Annotated in this window: 16 protein-coding genes and 1 pseudogene; 10 read left to right on the top strand and 7 right to left on the bottom strand. The window is 47.9% G+C overall.

From position 1 onward, the window contains the following. Positions 1-572: 572 nt before the first annotated feature. Together QUB37_RS22600 and QUB37_RS22595 are read right to left on the bottom strand one after the other, a co-directional pair. Positions 573-902 (bottom strand): hypothetical protein, encoded by a 330-nt coding sequence (locus QUB37_RS22600; RefSeq protein WP_333166347.1) that lies wholly within the window; start codon positions 900-902, stop codon positions 573-575. 620 nt (positions 903-1,522) lie between these two features. Further along, a complete protein-coding gene (locus QUB37_RS22595; protein WP_333166344.1) occupies positions 1,523-2,545 on the bottom strand; it encodes an alpha/beta fold hydrolase in 1,023 nt (340 codons plus the stop codon). Between the two features lie 417 nt (positions 2,546-2,962). On the opposite strand from QUB37_RS22595, the gene infC reads away from it, so the two are divergent. The 3 genes from infC (at position 2,963) to QUB37_RS22580 (ending at position 7,303) form a co-directional block, all read left to right on the top strand. Further along, a complete protein-coding gene (gene infC, locus QUB37_RS22590) occupies positions 2,963-3,499 on the top strand; it encodes a translation initiation factor IF-3 (protein WP_006635262.1) in 537 nt (178 codons plus the stop codon). Between the two features lie 107 nt (positions 3,500-3,606). After that, positions 3,607-6,648 (top strand): HEAT repeat domain-containing protein, encoded by a 3,042-nt coding sequence (locus tag QUB37_RS22585; protein WP_333166342.1) that lies wholly within the window; start codon positions 3,607-3,609, stop codon positions 6,646-6,648. Between the two features lie 178 nt (positions 6,649-6,826). Continuing rightward, on the top strand, positions 6,827-7,303 hold the full coding sequence (locus QUB37_RS22580; RefSeq protein ID WP_333166340.1) for a Crp/Fnr family transcriptional regulator: 477 nt from the start codon (positions 6,827-6,829) through the stop codon (positions 7,301-7,303). A gap of 509 nt (positions 7,304-7,812) precedes the next feature. Here the strand turns inward: QUB37_RS22580 and QUB37_RS22575 are convergent. The 5 genes from QUB37_RS22575 to plsX form a co-directional block, all read right to left on the bottom strand. Further along, positions 7,813-8,319, bottom strand: a complete 507-nt coding sequence (locus QUB37_RS22575) for a substrate-binding domain-containing protein (protein ID WP_333166338.1) — start codon at positions 8,317-8,319, stop codon at positions 7,813-7,815. Between the two features lie 10 nt (positions 8,320-8,329). After that, entirely contained in the window at positions 8,330-9,043 is a 714-nt protein-coding gene (locus QUB37_RS22570) for a PspA/IM30 family protein (RefSeq protein ID WP_333166336.1), read from the bottom strand. 409 nt (positions 9,044-9,452) lie between these two features. Beyond that, positions 9,453-10,334: an ACP S-malonyltransferase gene (gene fabD / locus QUB37_RS22565; RefSeq protein WP_190733372.1), complete on the bottom strand. Its 882-nt coding sequence runs from the start codon at positions 10,332-10,334 to the stop codon at positions 9,453-9,455. Between the two features lie 409 nt (positions 10,335-10,743). Next, positions 10,744-11,745 (bottom strand): beta-ketoacyl-ACP synthase III, encoded by a 1,002-nt coding sequence (locus tag QUB37_RS22560; RefSeq protein WP_333166333.1) that lies wholly within the window; start codon positions 11,743-11,745, stop codon positions 10,744-10,746. A gap of 164 nt (positions 11,746-11,909) precedes the next feature. Next, positions 11,910-12,959 (bottom strand): phosphate acyltransferase PlsX, encoded by a 1,050-nt coding sequence (gene plsX, locus QUB37_RS22555; protein WP_333166394.1) that lies wholly within the window; start codon positions 12,957-12,959, stop codon positions 11,910-11,912. 358 nt (positions 12,960-13,317) lie between these two features. On the opposite strand from plsX, the gene QUB37_RS22550 reads away from it, so the two are divergent. The 7 genes and pseudogenes from QUB37_RS22550 to QUB37_RS22520 form a co-directional block, all read left to right on the top strand. Beyond that, on the top strand, positions 13,318-14,652 hold the full coding sequence (locus tag QUB37_RS22550; RefSeq protein WP_333166330.1) for a D-alanyl-D-alanine carboxypeptidase: 1,335 nt from the start codon (positions 13,318-13,320) through the stop codon (positions 14,650-14,652). A gap of 81 nt (positions 14,653-14,733) precedes the next feature. Further along, entirely contained in the window at positions 14,734-15,018 is a 285-nt protein-coding gene (rpsP, locus tag QUB37_RS22545; RefSeq protein WP_333166328.1) for a 30S ribosomal protein S16, read from the top strand. Then, a complete protein-coding gene (locus QUB37_RS22540; RefSeq protein WP_333085049.1) occupies positions 14,990-15,478 on the top strand; it encodes a KH domain-containing protein in 489 nt (162 codons plus the stop codon). The genes rpsP and QUB37_RS22540 overlap by 29 nt, the downstream gene beginning before the upstream one ends. 370 nt (positions 15,479-15,848) lie before the next feature. After that, entirely contained in the window at positions 15,849-16,802 is a 954-nt protein-coding gene (locus tag QUB37_RS22535; protein WP_333166326.1) for a PhoH family protein, read from the top strand. A 136-nt stretch (positions 16,803-16,938) separates the two neighbouring features. Beyond that, positions 16,939-17,343, top strand: coding sequence for a ChuX/HutX family heme-like substrate-binding protein (locus tag QUB37_RS22530; RefSeq protein WP_333166323.1), 405 nt, complete (start codon positions 16,939-16,941; stop codon positions 17,341-17,343). Positions 17,344-17,598: 255 nt separating this feature from the next. Beyond that, positions 17,599-18,375 carry a DUF6816 family protein gene (locus QUB37_RS22525; RefSeq protein ID WP_333166321.1) on the top strand — a complete coding sequence of 259 codons (777 nt, stop codon included), beginning with the start codon at positions 17,599-17,601 and terminating at the stop codon, positions 18,373-18,375. 184 nt (positions 18,376-18,559) lie between these two features. Continuing rightward, positions 18,560-18,717, top strand: a pseudogene (locus tag QUB37_RS22520) (photosystem II q(b) protein); the annotation flags it as partial.

Here is an 18,717-nt window from a genome sequence, read left to right as displayed (position 1 = left end):
GCTTGCCCGATCGGCTTTCAGCAGTTAGCCGCCAGCAGACCGGGGGCACGGGGGCCGTCAGTTGTTGGCTAAATTGACTTTTTTATGAGTTAACAGGCTCCAAAATGCCAGATCCCGGCATTTTTGAACTTTCCCGTATACTTGGGGGCGATCGGTTATAAGCAGACTGAAAGATTGTTGGCACAAGGGAAGGTATTTATTTTTAGGAGCAAGAAACAAGGTGTTTCTTGAAGCTAGAAGGTACAAGTTAGAAGGTACAAGTTAGAAGGTAGAATTTTACCGTTCTTCCAGGGAGGGGTTTCATAGCTCTTTAATGTTGGCGAAGCTCGTTACGGCAAGGGTTATAATCCGCTTTACACTTGCGTTTTGTTCTAACTTTTCCTAAACTACCTCAATAACTTAACAACTTACCTCGCGAACAATCCGGATTTTCAAGATTTAGGTAACTTTTCAAGGCCGCCAAATGTTAGTCCCAGATAAACTGACATATTCTTTAGGTAAAGCTTTTTTGCTAACAGATTGACAGTTAAATACAACTACATATCGCCCTTGCTCTCTTTTTTTCTGAATTTTTAAATCAGGGATTTTCGGTGCTGCTTGAAACTTAGTGGGGCAATCGTGATCGCGCCCGCCAATTTAACATTATGATAGCTAGTCCATGTTTTCAGCAGTAATCGGAGAGTTTTGTGTGTTACTTCGCTCGGCAATGCTTTGTACTTTAGACTCTTTTTGAGTGAACGATCGACACCCAGAGCATTGGTTGGTTGACCTGAGAAAAAGTTTTGACCGTAGATATAGTAGTTATCGCAGTTGTAAAGTTTGTTGGACAGCAAAGACAATCGATCGGCTTCTGGGTAAAACCTGTGATTTGGTTTAATGACTTGCCTTTCGACTAACTGCATAACTTGGATGTGTACTACCAGTTAGAGAAGATACACTATATTGGTGATTGTGTCAATCTCTGACCTTCTAAAAACAGGGTCAATCAATAACAGTAGATACATGACATCACAGAAAGACGGAGACTTACTTTCCAGCAGGAGTCGTCCACAGCCAAAAAGTGGTTTAGGTTAGTTCAAGCCTCTAGATAGCGGCTGGGGAGTCAATCGATTTGAGATTTGAGATTTGAGATTTTAGAGGCGACCCCACGGATAAATGCTCTTTCTTGAGGATTTTCGATTTTCGATTTTGGATTGATTCCACGGATAAATCACGTGGCGGGTACCACCTTTGAAATTCGTGGTCAATCTGGAACCTCAAATCGACTGACTCTCAAGATAGGGAAGTTTTGTACTATAGCAACCGCCCTGACGGTGAGGACGTTCTTAATTTTTGAAACCTAAGCGGTCGATTGCACCTTCTTGCAGGACTTCTTTTTACCCGCTCCGCTTCGCCGCTACAGCCTTCAACATCTGCTATACCATACCACCGGTGCGATCGAGTTCTAGCAAATTTATTTCTGAGCGGGATCGATACCTGCAAGTTATTTTTTTCCCTTAGTAATCCACGGCCCCATGTCTAATCAACAGTGCTGCAATTCGCTCTCGCCCATAGGTGCAAAATTCCGGCTCATCCAGTTCAAAATTGCTTGATTTACTTGTTGCGGGCATTCATCCTGGGGACAGTGGCCCGCATTGTCTAATTCAACTAGCTCTACATAATTGGGATTGCATTCGACAAATTGGTGGGGTCGGGCGAAGCGAGGGGGAATCATCCGGTCTTGTTTGCCCCAAATTAACAGCATGGGAATCGTTAAATTTCGCATCACAATCTTGACACTGGGGCAAAATTTTGAACTGCCTACAGCTTTAAATAAAGCGCAGAAGGCGCGGGCTGCTCCCCGATCGCCCGCAGGCCCTGCTAGAATTTCCACTAATTCGTCGGTAACAGCTTCGGGGTTGGAGTAGGCAAAGCCAACCCAGCGACGGACAAAAGAAGGCTTGCGGGCAAAATAAAACAAAGGCCTGAGTACGATCGGAGAAACAAACAAACTTTCAACCGCTTCGATCGCCGGAAGCAGCCATCCGGGCACCGCCTCGGCTCGCACAGAGGGGTCTGGGAGGCTAATCATCACCGTGCCGGCCACCATGTCCGGGTGAGCTGCGGCTACGGCCAGACAAATTAGCGAGCCGATCGAGTTTCCTGCCAATATTACTGGCTCTCTGATAAAAGTTAGCCAAAAATCATAAACTTGATCAACCCACAAAGAGACAGAGTAGTCGATCGGAGCTTTTTGGGAAGCGCCAAACCCTAACAAATCCAAGGCATAAACGGTTTGGTTTTCGGCGAGTTGGGCGAGATTTTGTCGCCAGTGACCGATCGAAGCTCCAAACCCGTGCAGTAAAATAATCGGCGTTCCCGATGCGCGCGGGGCAATTCCCTGGGCCGTAGAATCTTGAGATTCGAGCGCGTCTTGATTTCGTACCCCATCGGGCCGCAAATAAGTGTAGCGAGTTTGCCAACCCCGCCACATCCAGTCTCGTTGAGTTCCCACCCGTTGGTGCCACAGCAGAGAATTTGTCAATTTTGCCTCAGAGCGCAACATAAATTTACACTTGCTTATACCTATTCTACAAGGCAAATCAGGCGACTTGGGGGACTTGCCAGACCGGGCGAGATGGGCTAGGAAAAGCGACTTTACCTCATCCTTAAGCTTTTACCCTGAATTTTTGACGGTTTTCTCATCAATCGGGCAAGGGGGCGGGCGATCGTGTGTGAAGTTAAAATAAAACTAGGCAGAAACTCAGCCAGACTGAGTAGAATAGCAAGTATTGTAAGAATTCATTTACGATCGTCCAAATATTCCCCAAGGCTTTAGCGGAGGGGACACAGGGCGCGGTAGTACGTCCGGTAAGGGTAATACCTTACAAAACAGTTTGATCGTCAATCGTGAAATATTGACCGCTCTAATCTGTAACTATCAAGAAGCTTCGCTATTAAACTACTGCTTGTAAAACCATTCATGCCTGTGATTGAAAGAAGACAAAATCGCAACCTACCCCAGATCAACGAAAATATTCGATACCCCAAAATCCGGGTGATCGATACCGACGGCGCGCAACTAGGGATATTGACGCCTGCAGAAGCGCTGCGCCTGGCAGAAGAAAAAGAACTCGATCTCGTACTTGTCAGCGACAAAGCTGACCCGCCCGTATGCCGGGTAATGGACTATGGGAAGTACAAATTCGAGCAGGAAAAGAAAGCGCGAGAAGCAAAGCGGAAGCAGCACACTGCCGACGTGAAGGAAGTGAAGATGCGCTACAAAATTGAAGAACACGACTACCAAGTGCGCCTCAAACTAGCAGACCGCTTTATCAAATCTGGGGACAAAGTAAAAGCCACGATCATGTTCAGAGGTCGGGAAATCCAACACAGCAACCTAGCAGAGGACTTGCTTAAGCGCATGGCCACAGATTTGCAGGAAATCGCAGAAGTGCAGCAAGCCCCCAAAAAAGAAGGACGCAGTATGATGATGCTGCTGTCGCCCAAGAAAGTATAAATAGATAGTCATCAGCTATCAGTCATCAGTCATAAACTGGTGACTGATAGCTGATGACTTCCGAATTTAGTCAGGAATAAGCTACCACACAGGGAAATCAACGCTGCATGGAAAATTTTCAAATCAGCGGTTCGGCGGGAGTAAGGCAAGGAGTGCTACGATCGCTCAACCTGCGATCGGAAGAAGTAGAGCGAACCGTACTGATGTTCCTCGTCTACACTCTAACCTCCGTCGGGCTGATCTGGCTGGAACTCAGCACGGTAGGTCTGTTCCTAGACGAGTACGGTGCCGACAAAATGCCTTATATCTACATAGCCAGCGCCTTTATCGGTTCAGGCTTGGGATTTGTCTACTCGTGGATGCAAAAAATCCTGCCGCTGAGGCGCACCGTCGTAGTTGTTCTGGGAATGATGTCGATACCGCTATTTTTGTTTCGATTCGGCATCGGCTACGAAAATACTAAGATAGCTGGCATCAGCATTGCTTTTATTACTATTTTTTTGATGTGGCTGTGGGTGGAAGCTTGCTATGTCCTGAACGACCTCAACACTTCTATCACTTCCAACCAACTGTTTAATATTAGAGAAATCAAGCGCACCTATCCGCTAGTCAGCAGCGGCTATCTAGTCGCTGGAGTAGTCAGCGGATTTTCTCTGCCTGTTTTGCTGCACGTAGTCAAACTCAAAAACGTTACCCTCGTATCGGGGTTGATGGTGGCGATAGGCTCGGTGTTGCTGTACTACCTCACGGAAAAATACAGCCAAGCATTCCCGGAAACGGCTCACTGGACCGATGACGAGGAAGACGACCAAGAAGAATTTACCGCCCGCAAAGTTACAGGCCCGCTGCAAAAATACGCCGTACCTCTAGTCAGTTTCTTCATCCTCGCAGAAGTCGTCTACGTGCTGGTAGATTTCCAATTCTACAGCCAGCTAGAATACCAAAACCCGGGGGACGGAGCGAGCTGGATCGCTAGCTTCCTGGGCATTTACGAAGGCATACAAGGCCTGTTTCAAGTGGCGACTCAGTGGTTCGCTTCGAGTCGGTTGGTGGAAAGAATCGGTGTATTCGTGACGGCGATGATTTTGCCGGCGGGCATCGCGATACTCGGGGTGCTGACCATAGGAGCATCCCTGGGCCAGCTAGTATCTGTGTTCATCGGGCTGATATTGCTGAGATTTTTAGACGAACTGCTGCACTACACGCTTTTGGAAACCGTTAGCCCGGTTTTATTTCAACCGATTCCCGACAATATTCGATCGGGAATTCAAACTTTGGTCAACGGTGTGGGCGAACCTTTGTCCTGCGGAGCTACAGGAGTAGGCATCCTGATTATGCTGTGGGTGACAGGCAAGATACTCCCCCAGCAAGACGAGAATGTATTTCACGACCAGCAAAGCTTGATATTTATTGGCGCGATCGTCATATTGGCACTGTTGTGGGTGTTTGTCGTATGGTTGATCCGCTCTCAATACGTGGGTTTGTTGGTCAAAAGTGCAGAACGGGGGCGCTTGGGCGTCACAGACGTTGACCTCAAAGCTCTCAAGCGCGCAGTGGTGGAAACTCTACAAAAGCCGGGGGGCGAAGATGAAAAGCGCTCTTGCATAGAACTCCTGACGCAAATTGACCCCAAAAATGTCGGAGAAGTTCTGGCTCCCATCCTTGATTCGCTGTCGCCAGGTTTGCAGCGCCAGAGCTTGGAAACGATGCTGCAACACCCGAACCCCGCATATTTAGAAGCTGTCCGCGCACTTTCGCAGCAATCCTTGCCGCCGGAGGTGCTGGCCTTGGCTTTGCGCTACATCTGGCTGACGGAAGCTGAACCTAATATTGAGAGCTTGCGGCCTTACTTGCAGCCGACGGTCGATCCGGTGGTGCGGGGTACGGCGGCTGCTTTAATTATGAGAAGGGGCGATCGCCAGCAAAAGGCAGAGGCTACTAATACGCTGCGGCAAATGCTGACGCACAAGCAAGAGCGGGAACGTGTTATGGGGACGCGGGCTCTGGGAGAGGCTGATTATTTGCAAGGACTGCGGCTGTACATCCCCAATCTGTTGCAAGATGAATCTCTGCGAGTGCGCTGCGCTCTGTTAGATGTGATTTCGTCTACTCATTCGGAAGAATATTATCCTTCGCTGCTGCGCGGACTCGGTTATAAATCGACTAGGGAAGCGGCTTTGCAGGCTATAGTCAAACTTCACAACGATGCCATCCCTTTGCTCGTTTATTTGGCTGAGGATATCCACAAGTCTGATTTGGTCAGGTTGCAAGCTTGGACGGCTCTGGGTCAAATTGGGACAAATGAGGCGATCGACATTTTGGTGAGCAATTTGATGACGGCTTGGGGAACGACGAGGCGCAATATCCTCCGCATCCTGTTAAAAATGCCTTCGGAAGCGGGGATAGAAGGGGTTCTAGACCGCATCGGCCGCAGCGGCTTGGAAACTCTCATCGAACAGGAGTTAATGTTTATCGGTCAAATTTATGCAGCTCTAGTAGATTTGTCTGGGGTAACAACCTACGGCAATTTCTCGGATCGGGAAGCCAACAGCACCGGTGCACCTGGGAACGATACGGCTCAATTGTTGCAGCGGGCTCTGGCGGGGTTGGAAGCTGATGCTAGGGAGCGGTGTTTTTTGCTGATGAAGTTTCTTTATCCGCTGGACACGGTACAAGCCGCTGCTTTCAACATCGCTTCTGGCCAACCTTCTTTGGTTGCTAGGGGATTGGAAATTCTCGACAATACTGTGGATATAGCTAGGAAGCGATCGCTCATCAATTTGTTAGATCAACACTCGGAAAGAGAAAAATTGAGCAACCTCTCGGAATTGATGGTTTATAAACCTCTAGCCCCTAGCGATCGTTTGCGCCGCTTGCTAGAATTGCGCCACTTCCTTTCGGATTGGGCTTTGGCCTGCTGCTTTCACTTGGCGAGGGAAGCGCGCTGGAGTCTTACTGCTCAACAAACTCTTGTCTGTCTGCAACACCCGACGGGTTTTGTCCGCGAAGCAGTGTTAGCCTATTTGAAAATAGCCTCGCCGCGGGCTTTGGTCGAATTGTTGCCCAGGCTTCAAAATGACCCCGATAATTTGGTATCCGCTCAAGTTGAAGAGATGATGGCAGAGTTGGGTGCTGGGGGAAAAAGGTAAAGAAGGAAGAAGGAAGAAGGAAGAGGGAAGAGGGAAGAGGGAAGAGGGAAGAGGGAACAAAAAGAAACTATGCCCAATGCCCAATGCCCAATCCCCAATGCCCAATCCCCAATGCCCAATCCCCAATCCCCAATTCCTCTTCCTTTGTTTAAGTTTAAATTAATCACTGCATCTTATTATGTTAACCAGCGTCGAACGCCTATTGTTTGTGAGGGAGGTTCCGATTTTTAAGGAACTGCGGGATGATTTTCTCGTGCGTCTAGCATCGGTAATGGATGAACTTTCGTTTCCTTCCAGGCACAGGATTTTTACGGAAGGACAAGAAGGGCGGTCTCTCTATATTTTGGTATCGGGAACGGTGCGGGTTCATATCGGCGATCGGGATTTGGCACAGTTGAAAGCGGGGGCTTGTTTCGGGGAAATGTCGCTGTTTGATGCGGAACCTCGATCGGCTTCTATTTCTACTCTCGAACAATCCGAGTGTTTGATGCTGACTCAAATGCAGCTTTATGATGCGATTGATGAAACGCCGGGAATTGCGGTGAATATTATTCGCTTGCTTTCGCGCCGGATTCGGGAGTTGAATCAAAAGTTGAATGCTAAAGAAGCCATGATGCCTCCTACAGAGACTGTGAGAGTTCCTGAAATGCGATGAAATTGGGGAATTGGGAATTGTGTTTTTAGTCGATCGGTAATTCTGCACAATTTATATTCTGTAAGCTGCCAATAGCGAGTACGAATACGTACAATTTCTCTGGTAGATTACACAATGCCACGGTAATCGCATCTTAATAGAGATATTTACAGCACTTTGCGTGACTAAGAGGTACAGTAACAGCAGTGAGCAAAATAATTTTCGATTTGCTTACTTGAACATAATTTCACTCCCAATTCCAAGAGTTTTTCCACAATCTGTACACTTCGAGGTACAAATCTCCTGAGCCATGCCTTTAATTCCCACCATAAATGTTCGATGGGGTTAAACTCAGGTGAGTTGGCGTGATAAATAGGGCTTGCTGGATAAGTGCAGAAAGGTTACACGGCGCGGTTATACGATCGCGGGATCGAGAGTAAAGTCGCCGTGATAAACAGGTAAAATAGGTCAAAACCCGTGCATCACCACCTGCGATCGTGTACAGAAAAGCTGAGCTTGCCCCAAGCCCCTCATCCTCCTTTGAAGGGGTTTTTAATGCCAACTACAAGGGCGATCGTATCTAGGGCAACAGGCACCGCTGCCACACCCTGACCTTGTTCTTGAGCCGTCAAAGGTTGCGATACCGCAGCAATATCTGCTGTTCCTGCGACCAAATCTTGAATTCCCTTTGCAGAACCGTTAGCTTTGGAATCAACTCTAGTGCCAGGAAACTTGGCTTGAAAGCCATTCTTAAGGTTGAGGTTGATTGTCACCATACTGGTAGAACCTTGAATCCTGACAGTCGTACCCGCAGGAACAGAAGCTGGAAGCGCAAAGGAACTAGCTGCCACAGGCGAAGCACGGCCGACTACTGGCGCGACGGGAAGTGGGACGACATCGCCTGCGGGTGTGGGAGTGGGGGGATTGTTACTAACATCTTGCGACGCTGGTTTGTTGAGAAAAAAGAACCAGCCACCACCGGCTAGGAAGAGAAATAACAGGATAAAAACTATGGGGGGAGGCCCGCTCTTAGCCATAAAATTGTTCTTAGCTGGGAAGTTCTTTGTTGTTGGAGTCGTCTAACATTTCCAGCCTGCGATTAACTTCATCGTCTAAGGTCATATTTTCTAATTCTGCCTGAAGTCTTTCTTGGGGATTCTCCGATATTTCTGCTAAAGCTTGCTGTTTGAGGTTGCGGCCGTGGACGGCGTTTTTGGCTTGCTCAAATTGCGATCGAGCTGAATCGATACTGAGGTCGTTGTTGACTTTGGATATGGCTCCGAGGGCTTCGTTAATCTCGGCCATATCTTTCATATTTTGCATATCAGTTTTGTAGGCTTCCAGCTTCATCCGCTCTCGATTTAGCTTGTCCTTGGAAGCGTTGACGTATTGTTCGGCTTGTTTTACTTGGGATTCTAATTGCGGCAGGATTTGTTCTGTCTGAATTACCTTCGCCATTGCCAAGCGGGCTGCTTCTTCGTTGCCGTTGCGCTTGGCTGTGATGGCTTGGCGCTCTACGGTTTGCATTTCCCTAACTTTTTCTTCATATTTAGTTTTGGCGCGCTGGTAGGCTGCCACTTGGGTGGAGACTGCTGCTGCTAGCTTTTGCACTGATTCTTGCATAGATCGCAGCGACTCTTCGGCTACCGCCACCGACACCTGCCCGCCGGATTCCACGGGCAGTCCCCACATCCAATTCCAGGCACCTACTATGGTTCTGCCTGCCTTGTCGCCCATCAACCAGTAAAGGACTTTTTTCATATAAGTACCAGATAAGCTTGGTTTTTATGCCTAGTTTACATCACGATTTCTTGATCGCCCCGTCAATCGATTTTAGATTTTAGATTTTAGATTTTAGATTTTAGAATTGAAACATTGACCCCACGGATCAATTCGGGATCTCGTTTATCGGATACAGGTTTTTTATTTCTGGGTCCTGAGTTTGTGCGTTGGAATGAATCCGGGGGCTTGTATGCTGGATGCTTTCGGTCAGGTCGATCGATATCTAGATTTTTGATTAATATTTTCTAAATGTCTGGATCGTATATGGCCAAGTTGCACAACAGGCAATATTCGGATTTGCCTGTTGTGCTATTTGTTTTTCGGCAATCTTCAGGCCCATTAACTCTAAATTTTATAACCTGCCGTTGAATAACAGGTTAAAAACAGATTAAGCGGGCAAATCTGCAAAACTGCTCACATTTACCAGCGCTAAATCGGGACAAGTCCGTTTGATCAAACCTGTGAGAACTTTGCCGGGACCAATTTCCACTACGCGATCAATTCCTTGTTGCGGCAATTGCAGGGAAATTTCTCGCCACCGCACGCCTTTGGTCATCTGCTGAGTCAACCGCTGCTTTAAAGTGGCTGCGCTGGTAGTGGCTGAGGGTTCTGCGTTTGAGAGCACCAGCATTTTAGCATCGGAAAACCTTGCAGACTTTAACGCTAGTTGAAACTCTGCCGCCACCCCGGCCATCAGTGGAGAGTGAAACGCACCAGAAACATTCAATTTAACGGCCCGTTTGACTTTGATTTTGGCAAGTAAATCTTCTACTGCTGCGGGCGTTCCAGAAATCACGACTTGTGCTTCGCTGTTGTCGTTTGCCAGCACTACGTCTCGGCTGTATTGAATTTGCAGTTCTAGTTCCTGTCTGTCGAACCCGATCAAAGCCACCATTTGCCCGCCGGAGGCCGTGTCCATGAGTTCAGCGCGGCGTTTGACTAAGCGCAACCCGGTTTCAAAGTCAAAGACGCCTGCTGCGTAGAGGGCAACGTATTCTCCTAAACTGTGACCGGCAACCACTGCTGGTCGATCGCTTTTTTCTCGCATTAAGTCGGTCAAAATACTTTCTACTACGAACAAGCAAGGCTGAGTGTAGAGAGTCCGAGATAGTTTTGCTTCTTCTTTTTGGCAAACTTCCGAGACAGACCAACCTAAAATTTCTTTAGCGAGCTCAAATTTGGCTTTGGCTGTTGGCAAGTTTAATAAGTCTGCACCCATCCCGATCGCCTGGGAACCTTGTCCGGGAAATACCCATGCTGTTTTAGTCATTTTTCCGGTAATCTGCTAATTGGTGGTTGCTAATTGGTGATTGCAAAAATTCTTTGTTTCCCGCTTCTCAGTTCGCTCGCTGGTATCCGCTATCTTTCGGTTAACGAACTATCTACTCGCGACTCACGATTTTAACATAATAATTGCGTTTTTTACGACTTTTTTATTTTTTTTGCTACTTTAATCTGATTAATAGCCGTAACAAAATTTTCCACCTTCAAGCCAGGGAAAGTCGATCGAAGAATAGAGGATTTTGAATCTCAGGGCGCGCTTGTCAAGAACTCCTGCCCCGCTCATGTACGGCTGCGCACCTTGCCGTATGTATGGCGTGTTAAAGGATTTGTATTTTGCAACCGTCGCACTCCCGACAATAAGCAGGGAGGGCCAGTTTACAGCCGGTCGCCAAATATTACCTTCCCCATTGAAAAATCGCCGCCCCCCAAGTCAAACCAGCACCGAAACCAGCCGAAGCAATAGTATCGCCCGCTTTAACTTTACCCAGACGCACAGCTTCGTCTAAGGCAAGGGGAATTGAAGCCGCTGAGGTATTGCCGTAATTTGCCAAATTGCTGATTACTTTTTCGGGGGGAATCTTTAGCCTTTGGGCAACTGCATCGAGAATCCGCTGATTAGCTTGGTGCAACAACAGCCAGTCAATTTCAGCAGCGCTAATATCTGCCCGAAACATAGCTTTTTCTATGACTTCCGGCACTTTTTTCACGGCAAAGCGATAGATTTCTTGACCATTCATTGTGATGGGTTCAAATCCGCCAACTGCAACGCTGACGCCCTCAATTAATTCTTTTGACTCGGCTTTGTAAGCCAAATTGAGAGACGAATTTTGCGTGCCGTCGCTCCGAATTTCAAATCCCAAAAAGCGATCGACTTCTGAAGCTTGCAATACCACCGCACCTGCACCGTCTCCAAATAGAATGCAAGTACCCCGATCCGACCAATTCACCCAGCGAGACAAAATATCTGCTCCGATCAGCAAAACATTTTGATAAACCCCTGTCCGAATGAACTGCGAGGCTGTAACTAAACCAAAAACAAAGCCCGAACAAGCTGCTGTCAAATCAAAAGCCACAGCTTTTGTGGCGCCCAACTGATATTGAATTTTACTGGCAGTGCCAAACAAATCGTCGGGACTTGAGGTCGCCAAAATAATCAAATCGATATCTGTCGGCGCAATCTCTGCCATTTCGATCGCTCTTCGCGATGCTTCCGACGCTAAATCGCACAAAGAAGTGCGATCGTCGGCCAGCCTACGCGAGCGAATGCCCGTTCGCGCCCCAATCCACTCGTCAGAAGTTTCTACAATCTGACTCAAACCGTTATTATCCAGCGAAACCTGCGGTGTACAAGAACCGCTACCCGTGACGGCAATGCCGAACCCTGATTGCTGCAACATTCCTCTCCATTTATGAGCGTTCGATCGAGAAATTAAAAATTAAAAACTACTAATTAAAATTATTTTTTAAACTGCTGAAATTACTTTTTTGGGAAGCAAAACCGCTTGTTTAAGCTGACATTTTTAATTTGACATTTTTAATTTTTAATTCCTACTTACTGCCTCTAATTCACAGCTTCTTGTTCCAGAGCGCTTTGCTGATTGGACGATCGAATTCGCTCCAGCACTTGGTTGTCAATAGCCTCCTTCGCCAAACGAATGGCATTAAAAATCGAGCCAGCTTGAGACGAACCGTGGCTGATAATGCAAACTCCAGCAACGCCCAATAGCAAACCGCCGCCGTGTTCAACGTGGTCTACCCGCTGCTTAAATCCTTGCAAGCTTTTTTGCAGCAGAGGATCGTTAATTTGATGTTGGAGTCCTTTGACTAATTCTTCCTTCAGCACTTGCACGACGACTTCGCCCACCGCTTCGGCAAACTTCAACAACACGTTGCCGACAAATCCGTCGCAGACAATCACGTCGAATTTCCCCGACAGCACGTCGCGGCCTTCGGCATTGCCCACAAAAGGAATGTTCGGATTGTCCACCAATAACTGGTGAGTCCGCACTGCCGCATCGTTGCCTTTAGAAGGTTCTTCGCCAATGTTGAGCAGGCCGATTTTAGGTTCGGCGACGCGCAGCACGCACTGGCTGTAAATAGTTCCCATAAGAGCGAACTGCTCCAAAAATTTGGGGCGGCAGTCCACATTAGCGCCGACATCGAGAATGAGTACAGAGCTGCCCGGTACCATTGTCGGCAAAACCGCACCGATCGCAGGGCGATCGATTCCGGGGAGCCGTCCCAACCTGAGCAGGGCAGCAGCCATTGCCGCGCCGGAGTGACCGGCGGACACCACAGCATCAGCTTGCTGCTGCTTTACCAAGTTCATCGCTACGTTAATCGAAGCGTTGGGCTTGCGTTTGAGGGCACTCAAAGGTTCTTCGTGCATTTCCACCGCTCCTTCAGAAGGAACGATTTCTAGCTGACCTGTAGAGACGCGGCCGATCGCGTCTTGTTGCCGGAGCGAGTCTTCTATTTGCTGCGGGTCGCCCACGAGCAAAATCTCTACGCCTAATTCTTCTTGTGCCTTAAGCGCTCCAGCTACAACTTCGGCGGGGGCATGATCCCCGCCCATAGCGTCTATTGCAATTCTTGCGCGTGTCGATCCCATTGACCAATGTTTGAGAAACACTAAAAATTCTACCAGGAAGTCAGGAGCGTGAATCCAGAAGTCTGAATAAAGAACTAAAATCCGCTCGCAACGGCGATCGGACAATTCTCATTTCCGACTACTCTGATAGAACTTGTTTTGTCACTACTTTACTATTTTTGACTGCCAATTGAAAAAATCAATGGAATAGTTTACATGACCGCAAGCACTTTAGTCCGGGAACCCCGGATTCATCCGTGGAGCAAGAAAAAAGCTCCCCATCCTGATCACTTGCCCCCGGATTTATCAGTGGGAGCGCTTTCTTCAATCTGAAATCTAAAATCTAAAATCTAAAATCGATTGACTTTAGGAGTAAAAAATGCTGGATTTATTTAGCTCAGGGATGATGTCTCTGTGGCTGGACATGGCTGGGGTAGGCACTGCCGCCCCTAATGCTGCGTCAGTGCTGGCTTGGCGGGGAGGGATGCCCGGGTTAGTGGTGGCCGAAGATTTGGCTTTTGGGCGAATAAATGCGGCCAATCCAGACTTGCCCGCAGAAGCGACGGTGCAGGAATATTTAAAAGACTTAAAAGACAAAAACCTGATTGATGGAAATCAGGGAATTTGGGTGCAAGCGGGAATGGTGCCACTGATAAGTCAGCAGGGGAAGACGCTGATGCCTGGGGCTTCGCTGACTAAGATTGCGACTTCTCTGGCGTCGCTGGAGACTTGGGGCGCGGATTATCAGTTTGAAACGCGCTTCCTAGCAACGGGGCCGATTAGCAATGGTGTATTGCAGGGAGATTTGGTGGTCAGCGGTGGGGGCGATCCGCTGTTTGTGTGGGAGGAGGCGATCGCCGTTGGCAATGCTCTCAATCAAATGGGTATCGAGCGCGTGGCGGGAAATTTGGTGGTGACAGGCAATTTTCGCATGAATTATGAGTTCGATCCTTTGGTCGCGGGGGAGATACTGCGGCAAGCTCTTGAGGGTAGCAATTGGCCTGCGGACGTGGTGGCAATGTATTCTAAGATGGCTCCAGGAACTAGAAAGCCCCAAGTAACGGTGGCCGGCAGCGTCATTGCTGAGAAATTTGTGACTTCGGGGCGTTTGCTGCTGAAGCGCCGATCGCTTCCTTTAGCCGAAATTCTCAAGCAGATGAACGTCCACAGCGACAATGAAATGGCTCAGATGCTGGCCGACGATTTGGGCGGGGCAAAAATAGTGCAGCAGCAAGCTACTTGGGCTGCGGGGGTGCCGGAGGACGAACTCCAATTAGTTAACGGTTCGGGATTGGGAGTGGAAAATCAGATGTCTCCGAGGGCAGCTTGTGGGATGATGCAGGCGATCGCCCGCAACCTTCAGACTACTGGGCTGACGATTGCTGACTTGTTTCCGGTGTCCGGGCGCGATCAAGGCACTGTGGCACATCGGCACATTCCGCGATCGGCTGTGGTGAAAACTGGTACTTTGGACACCGTGATTGCTTTGGCTGGAGCGATACCGACGCGCGATCGGGGTTTAGTTTGGTTTGCAATTATTAATCGCGGCACCGATTGGGACTCTTTGAGAGCGCAGCAAGATATATTTTTGCAAAAATTGGTGCAGCAATGGGGAACTGCATCGATTTTGCCACTAGCAATTACACCGCACATTGACGGCGCCAGACCTGCCTTGGGGGCAGCAAATCGTAGCGATATTTTGGTTGGAGGTTAAGAAATACGGGTTGAGTTGGGGTTCGGGGAAAGAGCACTGACAAAATAGCTTAGAATTGGAACAAGACTATTGTGCAAGAAGATGATCAAACTGCGATTAAAGAGATACGGGAAAAAACGCGAGACAAGCTACCGCATTGTAGCGATGAACAGTTCTACCCGCCGCGACGGCCGTCCCCTAGAAGAGCTCGGCTATTACAACCCCAGAAATAATGAAACCAGGCTGGATGTTCCAGCGATTGTCAAGCGCCTACAAGAAGGCGCTCAGCCAACTGACACCGTGCGTGACATCCTGAGAAAAGCCCATGTATTTGAACAAGTCGGAGCCGGAGCCAACGTTGAATCCAGCACAACAACAGTCAGCTAGTCCCAACTACGCTGGACTGGTTAAGTTTTTAATTGGGCCTTTTTTAGAGACCCCAGGCTCTTTGCGGGTTGATTGCGAACTGCACCCGCGCCAATCGCGGGTCTGGGTTAGGCTCGCTTTTGAAGATCCCGACAAAGGCAGGGTTTACGGTAGGGGCGGACGCAATATTCAGGCAATTAGAACTACGCTCGAAGCGGTGGCGCAGACGGCGGGTCAGTCCCTCTACTTAGATATATACGATGGCGAAGCAGGCGATCGTGGATCGGGGCCGCCCAGGGGCGATCGCGATCGTCCGGATCGCGACCGCCCAGATCGTGGCTCGCGGGAGCCGCGAGGCGACTTCCGACCCCGGACGCCACCTCCGTCGCCGAGTCCCTTGGCTAGCAGAACTCCGAGAGAACAACCTCGCCGTACTAACACACCTACGTTTAGAACGAGCAGAAATACTCCCGGTTATTAACTGCAGAGCCAAAAAACAATTTTAGATTTTAGATTGCCTGTTGTAAACTTTGTATTACAAGCCCCGCTGGATTTGAGATTGCCGATTTTGCGATCGGAAACAAATGTAAAATTTTAAATTTCAAATGTCAGCGGCATCAGGTTAATCTAAAATCTAAAATTTCACATCTAAAATCTAAAATTGCCTGACTTAATAGAAGGGAGATTTGATTTGTGCCTCAAGCACCAAACTCATTTGGGAGCTAAATCTAAAAGACGCCTTAGATACTAGGTAAAACCTAGTAACGGGCGTCTTTTTGTTCGCAAATAGTGACTGGTTGAACGTGTAGTTGTTAACTTTTAATTGCTTATTTGGAGGAGCTTATGTTGGCATGAGTGAAAAACTAACAATAGAGTTACCGAGCGCTCAAAGCGCAATGTCGCTGGCCGGTAATCAAGAAGAAAACCTGAAAATGATCTCTAAGCAAACCGGTGCTACCCTGGTAATGCGAGGGCAAGAACTGCTGATTTCGGGCACAAAAAGTCAAGTAGAATTGTGTCATAAATTAGTGCGATCGCTTTCCGACTATTGGAAATCCGGCAAAAATATTACCGGAGTTGAAATCCAGACGGCGCGCCAAGCTTTGGATACCAACCGCCAAGGCGATTTACAAGACTTGCAGCGAGACGTTCTCGCCAGAACCCGCCGCGGCGAAGAAATTAGAGCCAAAACCTTCAAGCAGCGGCAATACGTCCAAGCAGTACGCACGCACGACCTGACATTTTGCATTGGCCCCGCTGGTACTGGCAAAACATTTCTAGCAGCTATTTTCGCCGTGCAAGCGCTGTTAAGCAAGCAGTATGAACGGCTGATTTTAACAAGGCCAGCCGTGGAAGCTGGCGAAAAATTAGGGTTTTTGCCGGGAGATTTACAACAAAAAGTCGATCCATATTTGCGCCCGCTTTACGACGCCCTGCAAGAAATGATCGACCCTGAAAAAATGGCCGATTTAATGGAAAGAGGCTTGATCGAAGTAGCTCCTTTAGCTTATATGCGGGGGCGCACTCTCAGCAATGCTTTCGTAATTTTGGACGAAGCTCAAAATACGACGCCGGCTCAGATGAAAATGGTGTTGACTCGTCTGGGCTTTCGATCGAGAATGGTAGTAACGGGCGATATCACTCAAACAGATTTGCCGCCAAACCAACAGTCGGGATTGTCAGTTGCCCAAAACATTCTCCGCAACGTTGAGGGCATTGCTTTTTGCGAATTCTCTCAGGCGGATGTGGTGCGACATCCTCTAGTGCAGAGGATTGTCGCTGCTTATGAACTGCACGAAACATAGTCATTAGTCATTAGTCAGTAGTCATTGGTTGTTAGTTATTGTTGTTTTTAATTACCAATGCCCAATGCCCAATTCCCAATTCCCAATTCCCAATTCCAAATTCCAAATACCCAATACCCAATTCCCAAATTAAATTATGCCTAACCTGAAAGAATTCTTGGAAGCGTGCGAAAGATTGGGAACGTTGCGTTTAATCGTGACTAGCAGCGCGGCTGTGCTGGAAGTGCGCGGTTCAATTCACAAGCTGTTTTATGCGGAGTTGCCGAAGGGAAAGTATGCCAATATGCACGCCGAAATATTTGAGTTTCACCTAAATATGGACAAAATAAAACAGGTGAAGTTTGAAACGGGTGAGGCAAAAAGAGGCAATTTCACTACTTATGCAATTCGTTTTCTCGATGAGCAAAATGAGGCTGCTTTGAGCGCGTTTTTGCAATGGGGAAAGCCAGGGGAATACGAACCAGGACAGGTGGAAAATTGGCACGAATTGAAGGAAAAATACGGCGAAGTGTGGGAACCTACATCTGTTGAGGCGCTTTAAAAAATAGGTGTTTCTACCTTTAAATCGCATATTGGGGGCGGGCTCTCCTGTCCAACCCCTACTCCCCACAAGCAGAACATTTATTTTTGTGCAACAGGCATCTTGCCTGTTTATGAAAATGGTATAAAATATGATGTTTAACTGATTTTTTGTCTAATTTTTGAATTAATGAACCGCAGAGGGCGCAGAGAACGCCCAGAAGAGATAAAGAAGAGAAAGAGAAATATCAGGTTAATTGTTTGAATTTAATTGCGTATGAAGGTAATTTGGGGTTTTTGTCTGGTTTTGGCGGTACTTCTGTGGGGTGGCGTTGCGAGAGCGGGGGTTTTGGGCGATCGCATATCAAGTTTTCCCAATTGGGAAAGCAAGCCTCCTATCGCTGTAGCTAATGGAGATTTGGTATATCCAGACTGGATGGCGGGGAATTGGAATGTTTCTAGCACTTTGGTAGATTTAGCCGCTCCTTTAGCGCCAAATATTGTCACGCCAGGATTTGAAAGCAACCGCCAGTATTTGCAGCAGCCGATATTATTTAAAGTGCGATTTCAACCTGAAAAAAATCTTGGGTTAATTTCTAATTACACATTTAAAAAGACTCAAAAAATTGTAGCCGATCGCACTTTTAACGGTTTGAACATTGCCAAGGCTTATTTAGGCGATCGTGGCGTACTTTCGGTGAAAGTCGATCCGACCAATCCCAACCGCCAAATTACTGTTTTGAAAGGGGAACGCCAATTAATTTCGATTGTTACCAGTCGGGGAACTGAGACGCCGAATCCTCGGGAGTTTGTGTCTACAGAGATTTCTCAGCAGATTTTTCGGGGAGAGTCTGATATTTATTTAAATGAGGTGGAGACAACAACGGCTTATCGAGTTGTTGGAGGCGGGAAAAATGGCGATTCTGCGGATAAAAGAATTGAGGCCGATCAGGTGACAGCGATTTATTTGTCGCCGCAAGACCCGGATTATTTTGCTGCTGGCGGGCATCCTGTGGCTTTGTACCGATATCGGTTGGAGTTGGTGCGGACATAATTACATTGTCATCTCGATCGGTCTAGCGATCGGCTTTTTTTGCCCCTCTCTCTCCTTTCATCAGCTTTCCTAATCACAGTCATCAGTTAAACTGTCGCTCAACCCCTTTACAAACGTTAACAACACCGTTAATAATAGAAACATCATCCGAACATTGACAACCAAATACAGCAATCATAAAACCATGACAACAACCTTACAGCAGCGCGAAAGCGCCAACGTGTGGGAACGCTTCTGCGAGTGGGTCACAAGCACAGACAACCGCATTTACATCGGTTGGTTCGGCGTCTTGATGATTCCTACCTTGCTCAGCGCCACCATTTGCTACATCATCGCCTTCAT

Source organism: Microcoleus sp. AT3-A2, assembly GCF_036705685.1.
Classification (GTDB): Bacteria; Cyanobacteriota; Cyanobacteriia; order Cyanobacteriales; family Microcoleaceae; genus Microcoleus.
Note: the sequence above shows the minus strand (reverse complement) of the source record. Positions and strands in the feature narration are given on the sequence as shown.

Bases quoted from the DNA above. Each gene is read 5' to 3' on its own strand.
- QUB37_RS22570 (WP_333166336.1), bottom strand. From the start codon at position 9,043: ATGAAAAAAGTCCTTTACTGGTTGATGGGCGACAAGGCAGGCAGAACC.
- rpsP (WP_333166328.1), top strand. From the start codon at position 14,734: ATGATCAAACTGCGATTAAAGAGATACGGGAAAAAACGCGAGACAAGC.
- QUB37_RS22525 (WP_333166321.1), top strand. From the start codon at position 17,599: ATGAAGGTAATTTGGGGTTTTTGTCTGGTTTTGGCGGTACTTCTGTGG.
- infC (WP_006635262.1), top strand. From the start codon at position 2,963: ATGCCTGTGATTGAAAGAAGACAAAATCGCAACCTACCCCAGATCAAC.
- fabD (WP_190733372.1), bottom strand. From the start codon at position 10,334: ATGACTAAAACAGCATGGGTATTTCCCGGACAAGGTTCCCAGGCGATC.
- plsX (WP_333166394.1), bottom strand. From the start codon at position 12,959: ATGGGATCGACACGCGCAAGAATTGCAATAGACGCTATGGGCGGGGAT.
- QUB37_RS22585 (WP_333166342.1), top strand. From the start codon at position 3,607: ATGGAAAATTTTCAAATCAGCGGTTCGGCGGGAGTAAGGCAAGGAGTG.
- QUB37_RS22550 (WP_333166330.1), top strand. From the start codon at position 13,318: ATGCTGGATTTATTTAGCTCAGGGATGATGTCTCTGTGGCTGGACATG.
- QUB37_RS22580 (WP_333166340.1), top strand. From the start codon at position 6,827: ATGTTAACCAGCGTCGAACGCCTATTGTTTGTGAGGGAGGTTCCGATT.
- QUB37_RS22560 (WP_333166333.1), bottom strand. From the start codon at position 11,745: ATGTTGCAGCAATCAGGGTTCGGCATTGCCGTCACGGGTAGCGGTTCT.
- QUB37_RS22600 (WP_333166347.1), bottom strand. From the start codon at position 902: ATGCAGTTAGTCGAAAGGCAAGTCATTAAACCAAATCACAGGTTTTAC.
- QUB37_RS22595 (WP_333166344.1), bottom strand. From the start codon at position 2,545: ATGTTGCGCTCTGAGGCAAAATTGACAAATTCTCTGCTGTGGCACCAA.
- QUB37_RS22530 (WP_333166323.1), top strand. From the start codon at position 16,939: ATGCCTAACCTGAAAGAATTCTTGGAAGCGTGCGAAAGATTGGGAACG.
- QUB37_RS22575 (WP_333166338.1), bottom strand. From the start codon at position 8,319: ATGGCTAAGAGCGGGCCTCCCCCCATAGTTTTTATCCTGTTATTTCTC.
- QUB37_RS22535 (WP_333166326.1), top strand. From the start codon at position 15,849: ATGAGTGAAAAACTAACAATAGAGTTACCGAGCGCTCAAAGCGCAATG.